The following is an 18,442-nucleotide window of genomic DNA, read 5'->3' as shown; positions in this document are numbered from 1 at the left end:
TGCTTACGCTCCCCACCCTGCCTGCTGACCGCCCACGCGGTCGGCGGCGATCTTCTGCTGGTATCCGGATGCCGCGTAGGCGGCCATCGGGTCGGCCGGAAGTCCGCGCGACTCGCGCCAGGCGGCGAGATCACCACGAACATCCGTGTAGAAGGCATCCATCAGGATGGCGTTGGCGCCCAGCACATCGCCGGCATCCTGAGCCGTGCGCAGGGCGCCGGTGTCGACGAGCAGCGCTCGCGCGGTCATCTCCTGCACGTTGAGCACCGAGCGAATCTGGCCGGGGATCTTGTCCTCGACGTTGTGGCACTGGTCGAGCATGAATGCCACGGGGCTGTCGGCGCCGAAGCCGCCGCCGCGGTTGACCTCGAAGAGGATGCGGAAGAGCTGGAACGGGTCGGCCGCCCCGACGATGAGGTCGTCGTCGGCGTAGAAGCGCGAGTTGAAGTCGAACGAGCCGAGTTTGCCGAGGCGCAGCAACTGCATCACGATGAATTCGATGTTGGTGCCCGGTGCGTGGTGCCCGGTATCGAGGCAGACCATCGCCTTGTCGCCGAGTGCGCTGACCTGGGCGAATGAGGTTCCCCAGTCCGGCACATCGGTGTGGTAAAAAGCCGGCTCGAAGAACTTGTATTCCAGCACCATGCGCTGGTCGTCGCCGAGGCGAGCATAGATCTGCTGCAGCGAGTCGGCGAGCCGGTCCTGCCGGCCGCGGAGGTCCCCCTGGCCGGGGTAGTTGGTGCCGTCCGCGAGCCAGATCTTGAGATCCTGCGAGCCGGTGGCGTGCATCACATCGATGCAGTCAAAGTGGTGATCGATGGCCTGCCGACGAACGGATGCGTCGGTGTGCGTCAGGCTGCCGAACTTGTAGACGTCGTCTTGGAAGGTGTTGGAGTTGACGGTGCCGACACTGACGCCGTGGTCGGCGGCGAAGGCGCCGAGAGCTGCGTAGTCGGTGACCGTGTCCCACGGAATGTGCAGGGCGACCTTCGGCGCGAGGGCCGTGTAGCGGTTGACGGTCGCGGCATCCTGAATCTTCTCCTGGATGGTGCGCGGGGTGCCCGGGGTCGAAAAGACCTTGAACCGGGTGCCGGAGTTGCCGAATGCCCAGGAGGGCAGCTCGATGGCTTGGGCCTCGAGCTGGGTGGCGATTGAGCTGAACGTGGTGGTCATCTGGCTGGTCACTTCTCTGTGCTGGTTCTTCTGGTGGGGTGGTGAGGAGGGAATGGCAGTGGATGCCTGAAGTCCGGCCGACGGACCACCTCCGTCGGCCGGACACTTCACATCGCCGACTTAGAAGTCGAAGTCAGCGATGTTGTCCTTGTTGAACTCGTACGGGTCGCCGAGCAGCACGACGCCGTCCTTGCCGACCGTGTAGGAGCCGAGCTTGCCGGCTTCGAAGGTGTCGCCCTCGGCGCCGGTGATGTCGCCGACGATGAGTGCCTTCGCAGCGAAGGCTGCGAGGTAGCCGAGGTCTGCCGGGTTCCACAGGGCGAACGCGGTGACGGTTCCGTCGGTCACGTAGTCGCGCAGCTGGTTCGGCGTGCCGAGACCGGTGAGAGCAACCTTGCCCTTGAAGTCAGAGGTCTGCAGGTAGCGTGCAGCTGCAGCGATTCCGACGGTCGTGGGGGAGACGATTCCCTTGAGGTTCGGGTGGGTCTGCAGAAGTGCTGCAGTCTTGTCGAACGAGGTCTGGTCGTCGTCGTCGCCGTAGACGGTCTCGACGAGCGTGATGTTCGGGTGGTTCTTGGCGAGGTCGCTCTTCATGAGCTCGATCCAGGCGTTCTGGTTCGTGGCGTTGGCGCTGGCGGAGAGGATGGCAATCTCACCGGCGTCACCGATCTGCTCGGCGATCAGGTCGACCTGCACCTTGGCGATACCAGCTGAGTCAGCCTGGTTGATGAAGACGTCGCGGAACTGCGCCTCGGTGTCGGAGTCGTAGGTGACAACCTTGACGCCGGCATCGCGGGCTTCGTTCAGCGCATCGCCGATGGCCTTGGGGTCGTTGGCCGAGACCACGATGGCACCGACACCCTGCTGGGTGAGCGTGTTGATGTAGCTGACCTGGGCGTCGGGGCTGGCTTCTGCCGGGCCGACCTGAGCGAACGTTCCGCCGAACTCTGTGATGGCCGTCTCGCCGCCCTTGTCGGACGTGTCGAAGTACGGGTTTCCGAGGTTCTTCGGCAGGAAGGTGATGGCGAGGTTAGCGCTGTCGCCCGACTTGTCGTCGGAGGTCGGAGTAGCACTGGTGGAGCAGCCGGTGGCTACCAGTGCGACGGTCACCGCGAGTGCTGCGACGGCGCCCGCCCGGGCCTTACGTGTGTGAAACAACATCGTTGTTCTTCCTTTCATAGAAAGTTGAGCCGATCACGCCTCGTGATCGGCAAAAAGGTGGGAGCTACGCCTTGGCCGCGTTGATCCGACCCCGTTTTGTTCCCCCGGACGCTTGCCGCTTTTTCTGCAGCCAGGCCAGGAAGCTTGCCGACACCACCGAGAGCACGAGCAGCACTCCGGTGATGATGTTGATGACGTCGGATGTGACATTCGCCAGGCGCAAGGCGCTGGCAAGCACTCCGATCAGAAGCACGCCGGCGATCACGCCGTGCAGTGCCCCACGGCCACCGAAAATTGAGACTCCGCCGAGCAGCACCGCGGCGATGACCTGGAGTTCCAGCCCCGTCGCGTTGTCTCCGCGGGCGCTACCGAAGCGCAGCGTGTAGTAGATGCCGGCGAACGCCGAGACGACACCGGTCAACATGAACAGGATCATCTTCGTGCGGTTGACGTTGACGCCGGAGAAGGTCGCCGCATCCGGGCTCAAACCGATCGAGAAGATTCCGCGGCCGAACGGCGTGAAGTGCAACACGATCGCGAAGATGATCGCCAGCACCACGAACGGAATCATGATCGAAGGAATGCCGGTTTCGCCGATCTTCGACTTAGCGAGCGTGGTCCAGAACGCGTCGAAGTCGGTCACCGCGGTCGTGCCGAGGATGCCGACGGCGAGTCCGCGATACAGCGCGAGTGTGCCGATCGTCACTGCGAGCGAGGGGAGGCCGACGACCGTGATCAAGAGGCCGTTGATGGCGCCGCCGAGGATGCCGACGACGAGGGCGACCAGGCCGGCGGAGAGGAGGTCGAGACCGGCCTGGTGGAGTGTTCCGACCAGCACGCTGCTGAGTCCCACCATGCTCGCCACTGAGAGGTCGATCTCTCCCGTGATGATCACGAGGGTCATCGGCAGGGCGATCAGCAGAATCGGCGCGACGTCAAGCAGGAGATAGGTCATCGTGATCGGGCTGCCGAAGTTGCGCACGCTGAGTGAGGCGACGAGGATCACGATAAGCAGCAGGCCGATGACGGCGCTTTCGCGGGTGACGAGGATGCGACGCCAGGCCGGCTGGCCATAGTCGTTGTAGACGCGGGGGGAGGAGACCGGAGCCTCGACAGTTGCGGTACTAGACATTGGTGTCGTCCCTCTCTTCCAGCAGCTTGCGGGTTTGTCGAAGCGAGAGCACCCGGTCGAGAACGATGGCGCCGATGATCAGCACGCCGACGACGGCACGCTGCCAGAAATCGGGAACGCCGAGGATGGGCAGGGCGCGGTTGATGGTGAGCAGCAGGGCAGCGCCGAGGGCGGCGCCCCAGACCGTGCCACTCCCACCGAAGATGGCAACGCCACCGATGACCGCCGCACCGACGGCATCCAGTTCGAAGCCGCTGCCGGCCTGCGAATTGATGGTGCCGTAGCGTGCGGCGTACAGCACGCCGGCCAGGCCGGTCAACGCGCCACAGGCGACGAAGGCGATCAGAATGCGCTTGGTCACCCTCAGCCCATAGAGCTCGGCCGCCGCTGGTTCCGAACCGATTGCGTAGAACTCGCGTCCGCCGCGGGTGTTGCGCATGTACCAACCGGCCGCCACAAGTACAACGAGGGCGATGATGGTCAGAAGGGGGATCGACAGCACCGAACTGGTGCCGAGGGACAGGAAATCCTTGGGCATGTCCGAGGCGTTGACCCGGTCGCTGCCGGCCCAGAGCACGTTGATCCCGCGATAGGCGTAGAGCGTGCCCAGGGTGATCACGAGGGCCGGAACCTTTGCGAAGGCGACGAGCGCGCCGTTGATCAGGCCGAGCAGGCCGCCGAGCACAATGCCTGCGGCGAACACCACGATGATCGGGATTCCCGGAATGTCGATGAACAGGCGACCGGTCAGATAGGCGGTGAGGCCGAGCACCGAGCCAACTGACAGGTCGACGCTGCGGGTGATGATCACGATCGCCTGGCCGACGGCCACGAGGATCAGGATCGACGGGGTCAGCAGCAGGTCGCGCCAGCCGTCTGGACTGAACAGAAAGTTGGGGTTTTTCGCCGTCGTCACCACGATCACGAGGATCAGGGCGAGCAGGATGCTCGTTTCTCGGGCTCGCAAAAACGAGTACAGGCCGAGAGTGAGCCCGTTTTGAGGGCGGGCGGGGGCTGGTGTGGGGGTCAGCGTCGTGGTCACGAGTGGTGCTCCGTTGCGTGCGTCGCGGCGTGCATAACAGTTTCTGAGGTGGCGTCGGCCCGGCTGAGCTCGGCGGTGAGGCGGCCCTCGCGCATGACGAGCACGCGGTCGGCCATGCCGAGAATTTCGGGAAGCTCGGAGGAGATCATCAAGATGGCGAGCCCCGTGCCGGCGAGTTCGGACAGGAGACGGTGAACTTCCGACTTTGTTCCCACGTCGATGCCGCGGGTCGGTTCATCGATGATCAGCACACGCGGGTTGGTGGCGAGCCACTTCGCGAGCACGACTTTCTGCTGGTTTCCACCGCTCAGGGTGCCGACGACGGAGTCGAGTGCGTTGGTTTTGACCTCGAGGCGGCTCGCCCAGATGCGTGCCGCAGCGTTTTCGGCGCCCGCGGTCAGCAGGCCGAACTTCGTCAGCTGCTTCTGGATGGCCATGGTCGTGCTGCGGGCGACGGTCGAGTCGATCACGAGGCCTTGCTTGCGGCGATCCTCGGGGACCAGGGCCAGGCCGAGGCTCATCGCCGCAGCGGGGTTTCGTTTCGGGACGGCGGTGCCGGCGATGCGCACCGAGCCGGAGTCGTAGGAGTCGACACCGAACACGGCGCGGGCAATCTCACTGCGCCCGGCACCCACGAGTCCGGCCAGGCCGACGATCTCACCGGCGCGCACGGTGAAGGTGATGTCGTGAAAGACGCCGGCCGAGTTCAGGCCGTTCACCTCGAGCACGGGTTTGCCGATCTCAGCCACCTGCTTCGGAAAGAGGTCTGCCACGTCGCGGCCGACCATCCGCCGCACAATTTCTGAAACGGATGTCGCGTCAATGGCGTCGGTCGAGATGTACTCGCCGTCGCGCATGACGGTGATGGTGTCGCAGAGAGCGAAGACCTCGTCGAAACGGTGCGAGATGAAGACGAGGGCGCGGCCCTCGTCACGGAGGCTACGGGCGACGGCGAAGAGGCGGTCGACCTCGACCCCACTGAGTGCGGCTGTCGGCTCGTCCATGATGAGCACGCGGGCGTCAAGCGAGATTGCCTTGGCGATCTCGATGATCTGCTGGTCGGCGATGGAGAGGCCCTCGGCCGGGCGGTCGGGGTTGATGCGCACGTCGAGGCGGGCGAACAGGCCCTGCACCTCGCTGCGCATCCGTTTGCGGTCGATCTTGCCGAAGCGGTTGGTCGGTTGGCGTCCCATGAAGATGTTCTCGGTGACCGAGAGATCGGGGAACAACGTTGGCTCTTGGTAGATGACGGCGATGCCGGCCGCCTTCGACTCAGCGGTCGAGGTGAAGTCGACGCTCTCGCCACGCAGAAGGAAGTCGCCACTGTCGCGGCGGTAGAGGCCGGCGACGATCTTCACGAGAGTTGACTTGCCGGCGCCGTTTTCGCCCACCAAGGCATGGATGGAATTCATCTGCACGGTGAGATCGGCGGACTTCAGGGCGACGACGGCACCAAATGATTTGGCAACGTTTCGAAGCTCCAGGGCAGCGGGGCCAGTGGTACTGGGGCTAATCGACATTGATGAAACCTAACCTCCACAGTGAGGAGTAATTGAATCGTTTTAATAAGCGAATGTCAGAAATCTACGACGATCCCGCGACGCTGTCAAATTTTTGCTCGAACTCGTCTCGGCTCATCCCGCATTCCCCTCTCTTTCTATCGAACATGACAGCGTGTCGCCCGGTGCGCACGCCCGTGGGCCACGCGAGAGCCCCCGCGAATGCAAGTTGAAACCTTTCATTGACAGCAGGTGAATCGTTCCAATAGGGTCGGGTCACCACCACGCCTCTTGCTCATCGTCGAGATCATTCGGAGACCCGTCAGTGCTGATCGCCCCCCGTGTTGTGTTTGTGTCCCCCGATATTGTGCATCAGCGTTCGCGTCGGCTTGTGGCGATGGGGGCCCTGGTAGCCCTCGTTCTTGAACTTGGATTGATTGGAACCGCTCCGGCGTTTGCCGCTCCGGTTGCCGCCGCGGCATCCGACCTGTCGGTCAGCGCATTGAAAGTCAACGACCTGGTGAACCCGCTGGGCATGCCGCTCGACGCTCCGGAACTGAGCTGGCAACTGCAGAGTCGCGCCCGCGATGTCTCCCAGAAGGCCTACCGAGTGCGTGTCGCCTCGAGTGCGACAGTGCTCGCTGCAGAGAATGCTGACGTCTGGGATTCGAACAAGGTCAATTCGGATGTATCGACGGGCATCGCCTACGACGGGCCGGCCCTGGACTCCGCGACGCGCTACTTCTGGCAGGTCAAAACCTGGGGCATTGACGGTTCGGAGTCCGGCTGGAGCGGAACGTCATGGTTTGAAACCGGGCTGCGCAGTTCCGAGCTCCGCGCCGACTGGATCGGTGGCACGTCGCACGCGGATGCGTTGGCCGAGTGGGATGACTACACGGTCACCACAACGCTCGAGAACGTTTCGGGAGCCGTCGGGATCTTCTTCCGCCAGTCCGACGCCAACAACGGATTCATGTGGCAGCTGTCAAACTCCGGTGCCACCGACACGCTGCGCCCGCACATCAGGGTGAACGGCAACTATCAGGTGCTCGGCGATGTGCCGATCCCCGCCGGGGTTCTGCACTCAGGAGGTCTCGCCGGTGCGGGCAATGTCGTGGCCATCACCGTGGCAGGCTCGCAGATCACCACCTCGATCAACGGGGTGCAGGTCGATCGGCGCACTGATACTCGCCTTCCGTTCGGCCGCGTCGGCATCCGCACCTCCGGCCTTGAGAACGGTGTCCTCACCGCATTCAGCGTCATTCGCGCCAACGGGGACAGCCTCGTTTCCACCACCTTCCCGGCAAACGACCGAACTTTTACCGGCGGCACGCTCCTCGCTCCGGGCAGTTTCAAGGTCGGCGCGCCGGCCGGCGACCTCTTTCTCAACGGACTCGACGCCAACCCCCTCTTCCGCACCGAGTTCACCGCGGTGAAGACCGTGAAGAGTGCGCGACTCTACGCCTCTGCACTCGGCGTCTACGAGTTCAGCCTCAACGGCACGCGGGTCGGCGACGACGAACTCGCTCCCGGCTGGACCGACTACGAGAAGCGTGTGTACTACCAGTCCTACGACGTGAGCGAACTCGTCACCAGCGGCACCAATGCGATCGGAGCGATGCTCGCTCCCGGCTGGTATTCGGGAAATCTGGGCTGGTTCGGTCCGGACCAGTACGGCACCGCCCCGCGCCTGTTTGGCCAGCTCGTGATCACCTATACCGACGGCACCACCCAGTCGGTCACCACAGGCTCTGACTGGGCGACGACTGCGGGACCGGTGCTCTCCGCCGATCTCCTGAATGGCGAGACGTACGACGCCACCCGTTTTCAGACCGGCTGGGACACCGTCGGTTTCGACGACTCGGCCTGGGGCGCCGTCGCCAACGACGGCGATCTGGCCACAGCCAAGCTTCTGCCTCAGGCCGATCCGCCCGTGCGCGTCACCGAGACGCTGCACGCTCAGAAGCTGACCGAGCCGACGCCGGGCAGCTATGTCTTCGACTTTGGTCAGAACATGGTCGGCAAGGTCGAATTCACCCTTGATCTTCGTGCCGGTCAGACAATACGCATGCGGCACGCGGAGGTGTTGCACTCCGACGGCACACTCTCGATGGAGAACTTGCGCTCAGCGAAGGCCACCGACTACTTCACCGCCTCGGTTGACGGACCGGTTACCTTCTCGCCCAGCTTCACGTTCCATGGCTTCCGCCATGTCGAACTCACCGGCCTCACCGTGGCTCCGACCACGGATGCCGTGCGCGGCCTGGTCATGCGCACCGACAACGAGCTCATCAGCACGTTCACGACATCCGACCCCCTGATCAACCAGCTGCAGAGCAACATCGTCTGGGGCCAAAAGGGCAACTTCCTGTCAATCCCGACCGACACTCCGGCCCGCGACGAGCGTCTGGGCTGGACCGGTGACATCAACGTCTTCGCCGGTACCGCGGCGTTCAATATGGATTCAGAGACCTTTCTGCGCAAGTGGATGGCTGACATGCGCGACGCCCAGCACGCTAACGGCGCTTATCCGGAGGTCGCCCCGCAGTTCTGCCAAGACGCCGCCGTGCACTCGTCGTGCGGCGCAGGCTCGACCGGCTGGGCTGACGCCGGAATCACGGTGCCATGGACCCTCTGGAACAGTTACGGCGACACCCGCACAATCCGCGAAAACTACGACTCGATGCAGGCCTACATCGCCTACCTCGAGGGCATCAGCCCCGGCTTCATCCGTCCGAACGCCGGCAGCTGGGGCGACTGGCTGAACATGGGCGACAACGTCCCAGGCAACGTGCTCGCCACCGCGTTCTACGCGCACAGCGTTGAGATGATGGCGCAGATGGCTGCGGCGATCGGCGAAGACGCGGATGCTGCCCGCTATCGCACCCTGTTCGACAACATCAAGACCGCGTTTGCGACGAAGTTCGTCAGCGCAGACGGCACCGTCTCCGGCGGGAGCCAAACCGGCTATTCGATCGCCATCATGTTCGACCTGGTTCCCGAGGCGCTACGCACCGCAGCAGGAGCCAAACTGGCCGGCGCTGTCGCCGCGCGCGGTGGCCACCTCGCCACCGGCTTTCTTGGCACGCCATTTCTGCTTCCCGCTCTGAGCGCAACCGGGCAGTCCTCCGTCGCCTATCAGCTGTTGCAGAACCGTACCTTCCCGTCGTGGGGCTTCCAGATCGACCGCGGCGCGACGACCATGTGGGAACGCTGGGACTCCATCACAGAAGACGGTAGCTACGGCGACATCGGCATGAACTCGTTCAACCACTACGCGTATGGAGCCGTCGGCAACTGGATGTACACGACGATCGGCGGCCTGGCCGCCACGTCTCCCGGCTACCAGACCTTCACGGTCGCGCCGCAGCAGGGGGGCGGACTCGGCTTTGCGAAGACGAGCCTCGACTCCGTCTACGGGCCGATCGTTTCGAACTGGGATGCCCGCGGAGAAAACTTCGCCCTCGACGTCACCGTTCCGGCAAACACCACAGCCACCGTGAAGATTCCCGCGCAGGCTCTCGCCAGCGTGCTGGAGAACGGTGCTCCGGCCCCGGGGGCCGACGGCGTGCACACCGCGGAATTCGCCGACGGCGTCGCCTCGATCGAGGTCGGTTCAGGCAGCTACAGTTTCGTCGTCGACGAGACGGTGAGCGGACTCTCGGCCCTTGAGCAGGCAAGTGCCGACTTCGGCGCAGAGATCGCAGGGCTGGCGGATGCCGGAAAACTGACTCGCCCACAGGAGACCTGGCTCGCTGCGCAGGCGGTGCAGTTGCAGAGTGCCGCAGCGCAGGCGTCGCGTGCCTACCTCGCCGGTGACACTGTGGCTGCGGCAACGGCCACACACGGCGGGCTTGCCGCACTCGCGTCGATTGCCGACTATCTGACGGCCGGGCGTGGTGAGAAAACGATCGACACCGACACCGCTGTCGTGCTCCAGACCAGCACGACCAGCCTCGTCGGCGCATTCTCGATGCTCTCAGCACGCCTTCTCGGAATCGATGCGTCGGTGTCGAGTGATGCCGACGGTGCGGTCGCCGGCCAGAAGATCGGTGCAGAGGTTCTGCTCACCAACTCCGGTCAGAACGCAGTCACCGCCATCAGTGCCGCCCTGACGAAACCGGACGGGTGGGACTGGCAGATACTCTCGACCCAGCCGGTCAGCACCCTCGGCCCGAGCGGATCGGAGAGCCTCACCTTCGACGCCACAGTTCCGCTCGATGCGGGCCCGGTTGCGATCACCATCGCCGGAAGCGTGAGCTACAGTTTTGCCGGTTCCACCGCGACAGTCCCGGTCTCGCGCGACGCCCGGCTCGGCACCGCCGTGCGCTTCGGAACGATCATCGTTGACCCGACGGTTGCGGCGCCGGAACAGAAGGTGAGCGTGCGTGCCACCGTCGTCAACGGCGGGGACACTCCGATCACCGGGACGGTACGCGCAGATGCGCCGGCGGGCTGGCTACCCGCACGGGGCGAGCTCGAAGTAGAAATCGCTGCCGGGGCATCCCGTGACTTCGTCGTGAACCTGACAGCACCGCTGTCGGTCAGTACGTCGAGTGTGAGCGTGCCGCTTCGCTTCGCCAATGGGGGGATCAGCTACGCCACCGCGACCGCGACACTCGGCACAAGCCTGCCCGACTTCGCCCCGACCCCGTTCGATCACATCGATCTCGGCAACCCGGTCTCGGAGACGGCCCACGCGCTTCGCGCCTCGACGAAGTCAGGCACAAACACCGAAGCCGGTTTGACGCGGCGTTACACCGACCGGACAGATCCGGCCGGCTTCTTCGAGTTCACCGCCGACGTCGAACCGGGTTCACCGTTTACGCTGCGCGCCACCGAGACCTACGACCAGGCACAGACCAAGGAATACGACATCCTCGTCAATGGTGTCGTGGTGAAGCGTCGGCTCAACAGGAGCACCGGCGCGGGGGCGGTGACCTTCGACCTGCGCGTCAATGACCCGGCCTTGTCGGCAAGCGGAACGGTGACAGTGCGGTTCCAAAACGTGGCAGGGCCGAACTACGACCCGTCGATCGCCGATGTCTGGACCGAGTCCGCGTATGACCACGTCGATCTCGGCAATGACGCGTCCGAGAAGGCTCACTCCCTCGTTGCCTCCGCGCAGTCGGGCACGAACGTCGAGGCCGGGCTCACTCGCCGCTACGCCAATCGTGCTGACCCGGCCGGTTTCTTCGAGTTCGCTGTCGCTGTCGCCCCGGGCGAGCCGTTCCTCGTGCGTTCGATCGAGACGTATGACCGGGGTCAGACCAAGGAGTATTCGGTGTTCGCCAATGGAGTCCTGGTGCACAGTCGGGTGAACGTGCACACCGGCGGGCTCGGTACCGAGTCGTACCAGTTCCTCGTGGATGATCCGGCGATTTCTGCCACCGGACAGGTCATCCTTCGCTTTGCGAACGATGAGTCAGGGCGCAACTATGACCCGTCCATCGCCGACGTGTGGGTGACTGCTCCCGGCGCGGATGTCACGGCGCCAGTTGTCACCGCCGACGTGGTGGCTCTAGCCGGTGTCGGTTCGAACGGCTGGTTGCGCGGACCGGCGCGAGTGACGCTCACCGGGCATGACGACCGGGCTGGCGCTCTTGCCATCGAGCAGCGCATCGGCGACGGTCCCTGGGCGAGCTACGGCGAGCCGATCCTGGTCGAGCAATCAGGTCGAAGTGAGATCGCCTTCCGAGGAACGGATGCGGCGGGCCTCATCGGTGAGACGCAGACGGTTCGCGTGTTGATCGACTCCGATGCGCCCGTCACCACGGCGACAGTCTCGCCGGAGGGCGGGGCCGGGACGACAACCGAGCCGGTGAGTGTCGCGCTGGCCGCACGCGATCAGACCTCGGGCATTGCCCGTACGCAGTACCGTCTCGACGGCGGACGCTGGGCGGATGTCGCCGGCTCTGCCGTGACCGTGGCCACCGAGGGCGAGCACACGCTGACCTTCAGATCCACAGACATCGCGGGCAACCGTGAGGCCGAGCAGACAATCCCGATCACGATCGCCCTCCCCGAGTTCGTCGACACGGTGAAGCCGACGGTCGCGGTGCAGATTTCGAATGCGGGAAACACCGGCTGGTACCGGGCCGGTGCCACGGCCGTCGTGATCGCCGAGGATGCAGACAGCGGCGTCGCCTCGATCGAGTACAGCCTGAACGGCGGAGCCTGGCTGGCCTTCGCCGATGGAATCCCCCTGCCCGACGGTTCGTACACACTGCGGTACCGGGCCACGGATGCCGCGGGCAATCAGAGTGAGGTCGGCTCGCGTCAGGTCAGGGTCGACGGCGGGGTTCCCCAGCTGTGGGGAACCATCGCCGCGGACGGCAGAGTGACCGTTGTCGCCTCGGACACCCTCTCGGGAGTCGACCAGATCGACTATTCGTCCGATGGCGGAAAGAGCTGGAGAAACGGTCTCTCCGCAGTGATTGAGACAGTATCGGCAGCATCGACGGTGCAGGTGCGCGCAACCGACCGTGCAGGAAACACCGCACCGATCCTCTCTCTCACACGCGATCTGGCTCGCAACAGGCTGAACGTCGCCCCGGGAGATCAGCTGCTCGTCGAATCCAGCGGATTCAACGCCGGACAGAACGTGCGGGTCGAGCTTCACTCCGACCCGATCCTGCTCGCCACCGCAACCGCGGATGCGCGCGGAGTGATCAGCGCGCGCGGCACGGTTCCGAACGGAGTCACCGCGGGCAGCCACGAGATCGTTCTCGTTCCCACCATCCAGGCCGATCCGGGCAACGGCACCAGCCCCGGTGGCGGCACCGTGACGGTTCCACTCGACGTGCTCGCCGAAACCGGTGCGAACCCCGTCCCGCTGGCGCTTCTCGCGCTCGTGCTGCTGGCCGCGGGCGCCAGTGCTGCATTCTTCATCCGTCGCCGTCGTTCAGGCGCCTCAGACACCTCCAGCTCCCATGCAACGCACAGTTAGGACCACGATGGCAGAGCAGTTCGCTCAATCCATTTCTTCCGAAGGCGACGGCCGTCGGTCCGGTCTCCCCACCCTCAGTCGCCCCAACATCCGGGGCCTCGCCGCCGGGGCGACGGTCTTCGCGCTGCTGGTCGGCGGATTCGTCGGCGGCAGCGTGCCTGCTTTCGCCACTGACAACGCCCCGGCAACGATGACGGTGTCTGGGCTGCGGGCTAACGGCCTCATCAACCCGCTCGGAACCACCGGAGAAGATCCGGTGTTCAGTTGGAAGAACAACTCGACCGGTCGAGGCGTTACGCAGGCGGCCTACGAGCTCCGTGTGGCGCAGAGCGAGAGTGCGCTGGGAACAAACGACGTCTGGTCGTCGGGCAAGGTCGACTCGGCCGAGCAGCTGAACGTTGTCTATGCCGGTCCCGACCTCGCGTCTCAGACCCGCTATGTCTGGCAGGTGCGCACCTGGAATAACGAAGGCACCCCCTCCGACTGGAGTGAAGCGGCGTCGTTTGAGACGGCAATCCTGAACACCAGCGAGTGGACGGCTGACTGGATCAGCGGCGCTGGCGAGGCCGCGCAGCTGGCTCGTTGGAAGGACTACACCGCGTCGGTTGACTTCACGATGGACAGCTTGGTCATGGGCCTCTATGCCCGGGCGGCCGATCTGAACAACGCCTACATGTGGCAGCTGAGCGTCGCAGACGGCACGCCGCGCTTCCGCCCCCACAAGAAGATCAACGGCGGATTCTCCCTGCTGGAGAACAAAGACCTCTCGTCGTTCATCAGCCTGGGTGCGCTCAAGACGGGAACGCATAACTTCTCGGTGACCTTCGCCGGAGCGACGATCATTTCAACCCTCGACGGTGTTGAGATCGATCGTCGCACTGACAGTTCCCTCACGCAGGGCTATATCGGTTTTCGCCAGTCGACGGCGGCCGAAGGCCCGGAGAACGCTACCATTCACAAGGTCACGGTGACCGCGCCAGACGGTGTGCTCCTGGACACCGACTTCAGCGACGGACTGAACCCGTTCACGGGCGGCACTGTCACGGAACGGGGTCTGGAGCTGAAGTCTCCCACTGAGGCGATTCTGAAGACAGTCAACCCGGAACCGCTGCTGCGCAAGGAATTTTCTGTCGGCAAGACCGTGACCAACGCGCGCATCTACGCATCCGCCCGCGGCGTCTACGAGTTGAGCCTGAACGGCGAGCGGGTCGGCGACGAGCTGATGGCGCCGGGCTGGACCGACTACAACAAGCGAATCAAGTTCCAGACCTACGACGTCACTGACATGGTGAACTCTGGCGAAGACAACGTCTTGGGGGCCATGCTCGCCGACGGCTGGTACTCCGGTCACATCGCGAGCTTCGGCCAGAACAAGTACGGCAACAGCACCTCACTGATCGCCCAGCTGCGCCTCGACTATTCCGACGGCTCACACGAGTGGATCGGAACCGACAAAAGCTGGAAGGCCGAGGCCGGGCCGCTGGTCGAGTCCGACATGATCATGGGCGAGACCTATGACGCAGGCCTCGCGCGTGACGGCTGGAACGATGCGGGTTTCGACGCGTCTACTTGGACTCCCGCGGTGGTGACCGGCACATCGGCAACGAACCTGCTCGAACCGCAGACCGACCATCCGGTGCGGGTGACGGAAGAGCGCACGCCGATCAGCGTCACTGAGTCTGCGCCGAACACCTGGATCTACGACATGGGTCAGAACATGGTCGGTGTCGCCGAGCTGAAGCTCGACGGTGTTGCTGACTCGACCGCCACCATCCGCTATGGCGAAATGCTGAACCCGGACGGCACTCTCTACACCGCCAATTTGCGCAGTGCGAAGGCAACTGACCACTACACGTTCGCGACAACGGGCATCGAAACGTACACTCCCACGTTCACCTTCCACGGGTTCCGCTACCTGGAGATCACCGGCGTCTCGACCCCGCCGACCGTCGACCAGGTCACCGGTCACGTCTGGGGCAGCGATCTACCCGTGACGGGCTCGCTGACCTCGTCGAGCGACATGCTGAACCAGCTGCAGAGCAATATTTCTTGGGGTCAGCGTGGTAATTTTCTGTCGATCCCGACCGATACGCCTGCGCGTGACGAGCGTCTCGGTTGGACCGGTGACATCAACGTGTTCGCCCCGACTGCGAATTACAACCAAGACACCTTGACGTTCCTCAGCAAGTGGCTGGGCGATCTGCGCGACAGTCAGGACGCCAACGGCGACCTTCCCGGAGTCTCGCCAACTCCCGGTTGCTGCGGTGGCGGCACCGGCTGGTCCGACGCCGGAGTCACCGTTCCCTATTCGCTCTGGAGCACCTTCGGCGACACCCAGGTCATCACCGAGAACTACGACATGATGACGAAATTTCTGGCATCGGTCGAGAGATCAGCGGGCGCCGGCCTCATCCGTGAATCAGGTGGCTATGGCGACTGGCTGCACCTCGACGACGCAACCAGCCCCCGACTGCTCGGCACGGCGTACTACTCGTATGTCGCGAAACAGCTGAGCGAGATGGCTGCGGCAATCGGCAAGACGGCGGATGCCGAGCGCTACGCCGACCTGTCCACGCGGGTTCGCGACGTGTTCGTCTCCACCTTCGTGGCGGCCGACGGAACGGTGCAGGGAAATAGCCAGACCGGCTATGCCATCGCCATCGGCATGGGCATGATCCCCGCCGATCGACTGCAGGCAGTGGGCGACAAGTACGTCGCGAAGCTCGCCTCGAGGGACTATCACCTGTCAACCGGATTCTTGGGCACGCCATGGTTGCTTCCCGCACTGACCCTGACCGGACATCAGGACGTCGCCTATCGCCTCCTGAACAACGACACCTACCCGTCATGGGGCTATGAGGTCGCCTCCGGTGCCACCACGATGTGGGAACGCTGGGATTCGCTGAAGCCAGACGGTACCTTCGGCGACGTGGGAATGAACTCCTTCAACCACTACGCATACGGCGCCGTCGGCGACTGGATGTACGAGAACATCGGTGGCATCACCTCAACCAGTGCGGGCTACAAGACGTTCGAGATCGCCCCATCGATCGGGGGAGGGCTCACGCACAGCGCGGGAACATTTGCGTCGGTCTACGGCGACATCTCATCGGCGTGGAAGACGACCGACACCGGAATGACGCTGGATGTCTCGGTTCCAGTGAACACGACTGCGACCGTGCGTATCCCCGCGCTCAACCGCAAGTCTGTGTTCGAAGCGGGGTCAGCGGTGGCGGATGCCGCAGGCGTGAGGGTCATCTCCGAAAACGGCGGTCAGGTTGTTCTGGCGGTCGGTTCCGGAAACTATTCGTTCTCGAGTGACCCGGCGAACAGCGGGCTGATCGTCGACGTGGTGGGCTCTGCCGATGCCCTTCCCGGTAACCCGGTGAACGGCATCGTTCGTGTCACCAACACCGGTTCCTCAGCGATCACGGGACTCACGGCCGACCTCACGGTTTCCGGAAACCTCAAGATCAATCCCACCCCGATCTCCCAGCCCACCCTCGCTGAGGGGGCGAGCGTCGAACTGCCGTTCACCATCGCAGTGCCGGTGTCCACGCCCGCCGGTCCGATCACCGTGACCGCGGATGTCAGCGCACTCGTCGGCGAGGAATCTCGCCAGTTCCAGATTGTGAAGACAGTCACCACGGTTCTGCCGGCGATCGCGTTCAATGCGATCACGACGGTTTCGAGCACCGGAGACCCCAGCGAGGTTGCGACGGTGACGTCCACGGTGTCGAACGCTGCGGCGTCCGCTGTCACCGGTCACTTCGTGGTTGACGTGCCTGCCGGCTGGTCGACTCCCGCGCCGTCGCGCACGGTGACTGTCAAGCCGGGCGGATCGGCAACCGCCGATGTGGTGGTGGCCATTCCGCTCGCGGTGACCTCTGGCGATCACACGCTGCCGGTTCGATTCGTGCACGATACGAACCTGCTGGCGACGTCGAGCACCTCGGTCAACGTGACGTTGGCAACTCCACCCGTCGCATTCACCGACCATGTCGACTTCGGTGACGGAGCGTCGGAGACCGCACACGCGGTGACGTCCTCCGGAAACGGTGGAACGACGCTCGAAGCGGGGCTGAGTCGTCGCTACTCGGGCATTGGCACCGTCGGTTCGTGGTTCTCCGCTGCTCTGACGGTCGAGAAGGGCAAGCCATTCCTGATCCGTGGAATCGAGACCTATGACATGGCGCAGCTGAAGTCCTACGACGTTCTCGTCAACGGCGAGCTGGTCGATGAACGTCTCTACCAGCGCACCGCAAGTGGAATGGGACTCGTGAGCTTCCAGATGCTGGTTGACGCGAAGCATGCGACAGCCGACACCGTGACAATTCGGTTCCGATTCAATGGCAAAGGCTCTCACGACCCGTCGCTGGCAGATGTCTGGACGATGCCGGTACCGTCAGACACCATCGCGCCATCCGTTGATCTCGACGTGTCGAACCTCGGTGAGACCGGCTGGCACCTCAATGGTGCCGCTGCAACGTTGACCGCCCGTGATGCCCGCAGTGGCGTCGACTCGGTCGAATACCGTTTGACCACGACGGCGGGCTGGTCGATCTACACCGCACCGGTTGCCCTCGCTGATGGAACTCATGAGTTCAGCTACCGCGCAACTGATATGGCCGGAAACACGAGCACCGTGCGCACGGAGGTTATCAAGGTCGACGGAACCGCGCCGACGGGATGGGGATGGCTTGGTGAAACCGGGCGAATCGTCACGCTGGGGCAAGACGGTGGATCGGGCGTTGACCGCGTGGAGTACTCCCACGACGGCACTACCTGGGTTCGTTCACTGTCGGCCCTGATCGGTCTGAGTGCGACGAACGAGTCTGTTCAGGTGCGCACGGTTGATAAGGCCGGAAACCTCGGCGTGGTCACCACGCTGAAGCCGAGCACAGCGCCGCAGAAGCTGACGATCAAGCCCGGGCAGACCACGGTGGTCGAGGCCAGCGGGTTCAAGCCAGGCCAGAAGGTCACGATTGAGTTGCACTCCACGCCGTTCGTGCTCGGCACGGTCGTCGCCGATTCCCTCGGTGTCGTCTCGGTGTCGACGATGATCCCGGCTGACTTCGAGCAGGGGGCACATGACCTCGTCTTCGTGGTGGCACCGGTTGACCCAGGAACCGGCCCCGGGACTGATTCGGGCGCTGACCCGGGCACGGACCCCAGCACACCCGGCGTCAGTATTCCGGCGGAGGTTCTGGCCTCCACCGGCACCGAACTGAACCCCTGGCTATTCGTGACCGTGCTGCTCCTCGCGGCGGGAAGCACCCTGGTCTTCATCCGTCGGCGACACTCGCGAGTGGCTTCGACGAGCGAGCTGTCGCCGAACACTGATGCCTAGCCCGAGGGCTTGACCCGCGCGACTCCCGGACTGACATTTTTCGGTCGGCCGGGAGTCGCACCCCCCTCTTCACGTCACTATCTCTACCTTCTCGAACAACGCCCCCGCCTTGCACCCTCACCTCCGATTGGAAACC

The 18,442-nt window shown here is 64.2% G+C and carries 7 protein-coding genes and 2 pseudogenes; 4 read left to right on the top strand and 5 right to left on the bottom strand.

Going from position 1 to position 18,442, the window contains the following annotated elements; all coding sequences use genetic code 11:
• Positions 1 to 3: 3 nt before the first annotated feature.
• The 5 genes from rhaI to HNR05_RS13125 form a co-directional block, all read right to left on the bottom strand.
• Positions 4 to 1,173, bottom strand: coding sequence for an L-rhamnose isomerase (rhaI, locus tag HNR05_RS13145; RefSeq protein ID WP_179579556.1), 1,170 nt, complete (start codon positions 1,171 to 1,173; stop codon positions 4 to 6).
• 120 nt (positions 1,174 to 1,293) lie between these two features.
• A complete protein-coding gene (gene rhaS / locus HNR05_RS13140; protein ID WP_179579555.1) occupies positions 1,294 to 2,334 on the bottom strand; it encodes a rhamnose ABC transporter substrate-binding protein in 1,041 nt (346 codons plus the stop codon).
• A 64-nt stretch (positions 2,335 to 2,398) separates the two neighbouring features.
• Positions 2,399 to 3,466 (bottom strand): ABC transporter permease, encoded by a 1,068-nt coding sequence (locus HNR05_RS13135; RefSeq protein ID WP_179579554.1) that lies wholly within the window; start codon positions 3,464 to 3,466, stop codon positions 2,399 to 2,401.
• Positions 3,459 to 4,508 carry an ABC transporter permease gene (locus HNR05_RS13130; RefSeq protein WP_425485083.1) on the bottom strand — a complete coding sequence of 350 codons (1,050 nt, stop codon included), beginning with the start codon at positions 4,506 to 4,508 and terminating at the stop codon, positions 3,459 to 3,461. The genes HNR05_RS13135 and HNR05_RS13130 overlap by 8 nt, the downstream gene beginning before the upstream one ends.
• On the bottom strand, positions 4,505 to 6,028 hold the full coding sequence (locus HNR05_RS13125; protein WP_179579553.1) for a sugar ABC transporter ATP-binding protein: 1,524 nt from the start codon (positions 6,026 to 6,028) through the stop codon (positions 4,505 to 4,507). The genes HNR05_RS13130 and HNR05_RS13125 overlap by 4 nt, the downstream gene beginning before the upstream one ends.
• 376 nt (positions 6,029 to 6,404) lie before the next feature.
• Here HNR05_RS13125 and HNR05_RS18085 point away from each other — a divergent pair.
• From HNR05_RS18085 to HNR05_RS13115, 4 genes and pseudogenes are all read left to right on the top strand, one after another.
• Positions 6,405 to 10,259, top strand: a pseudogene (locus HNR05_RS18085) (family 78 glycoside hydrolase catalytic domain); the annotation flags it as partial.
• Positions 10,260 to 11,888: 1,629 nt separating this feature from the next.
• A pseudogene (locus tag HNR05_RS18080) lies at positions 11,889 to 11,963 on the top strand (hypothetical protein); the annotation flags it as partial.
• An 84-nt stretch (positions 11,964 to 12,047) separates the two neighbouring features.
• Positions 12,048 to 12,956, top strand: coding sequence for an OmpL47-type beta-barrel domain-containing protein (locus HNR05_RS18075; protein ID WP_425485106.1), 909 nt, complete (start codon positions 12,048 to 12,050; stop codon positions 12,954 to 12,956).
• Positions 12,957 to 12,963: 7 nt separating this feature from the next.
• Positions 12,964 to 18,306 carry a family 78 glycoside hydrolase catalytic domain gene (locus HNR05_RS13115; RefSeq protein WP_179579551.1) on the top strand — a complete coding sequence of 1,781 codons (5,343 nt, stop codon included), beginning with the start codon at positions 12,964 to 12,966 and terminating at the stop codon, positions 18,304 to 18,306.
• Positions 18,307 to 18,442: the final 136 nt, after the last annotated feature.

Source organism: Leifsonia psychrotolerans, assembly GCF_013410665.1.
Classification (GTDB): domain Bacteria; phylum Actinomycetota; class Actinomycetes; order Actinomycetales; family Microbacteriaceae; genus Cryobacterium; species Cryobacterium psychrotolerans_A.
Note: the sequence above shows the minus strand (reverse complement) of the source record. Positions and strands in the feature narration are given on the sequence as shown.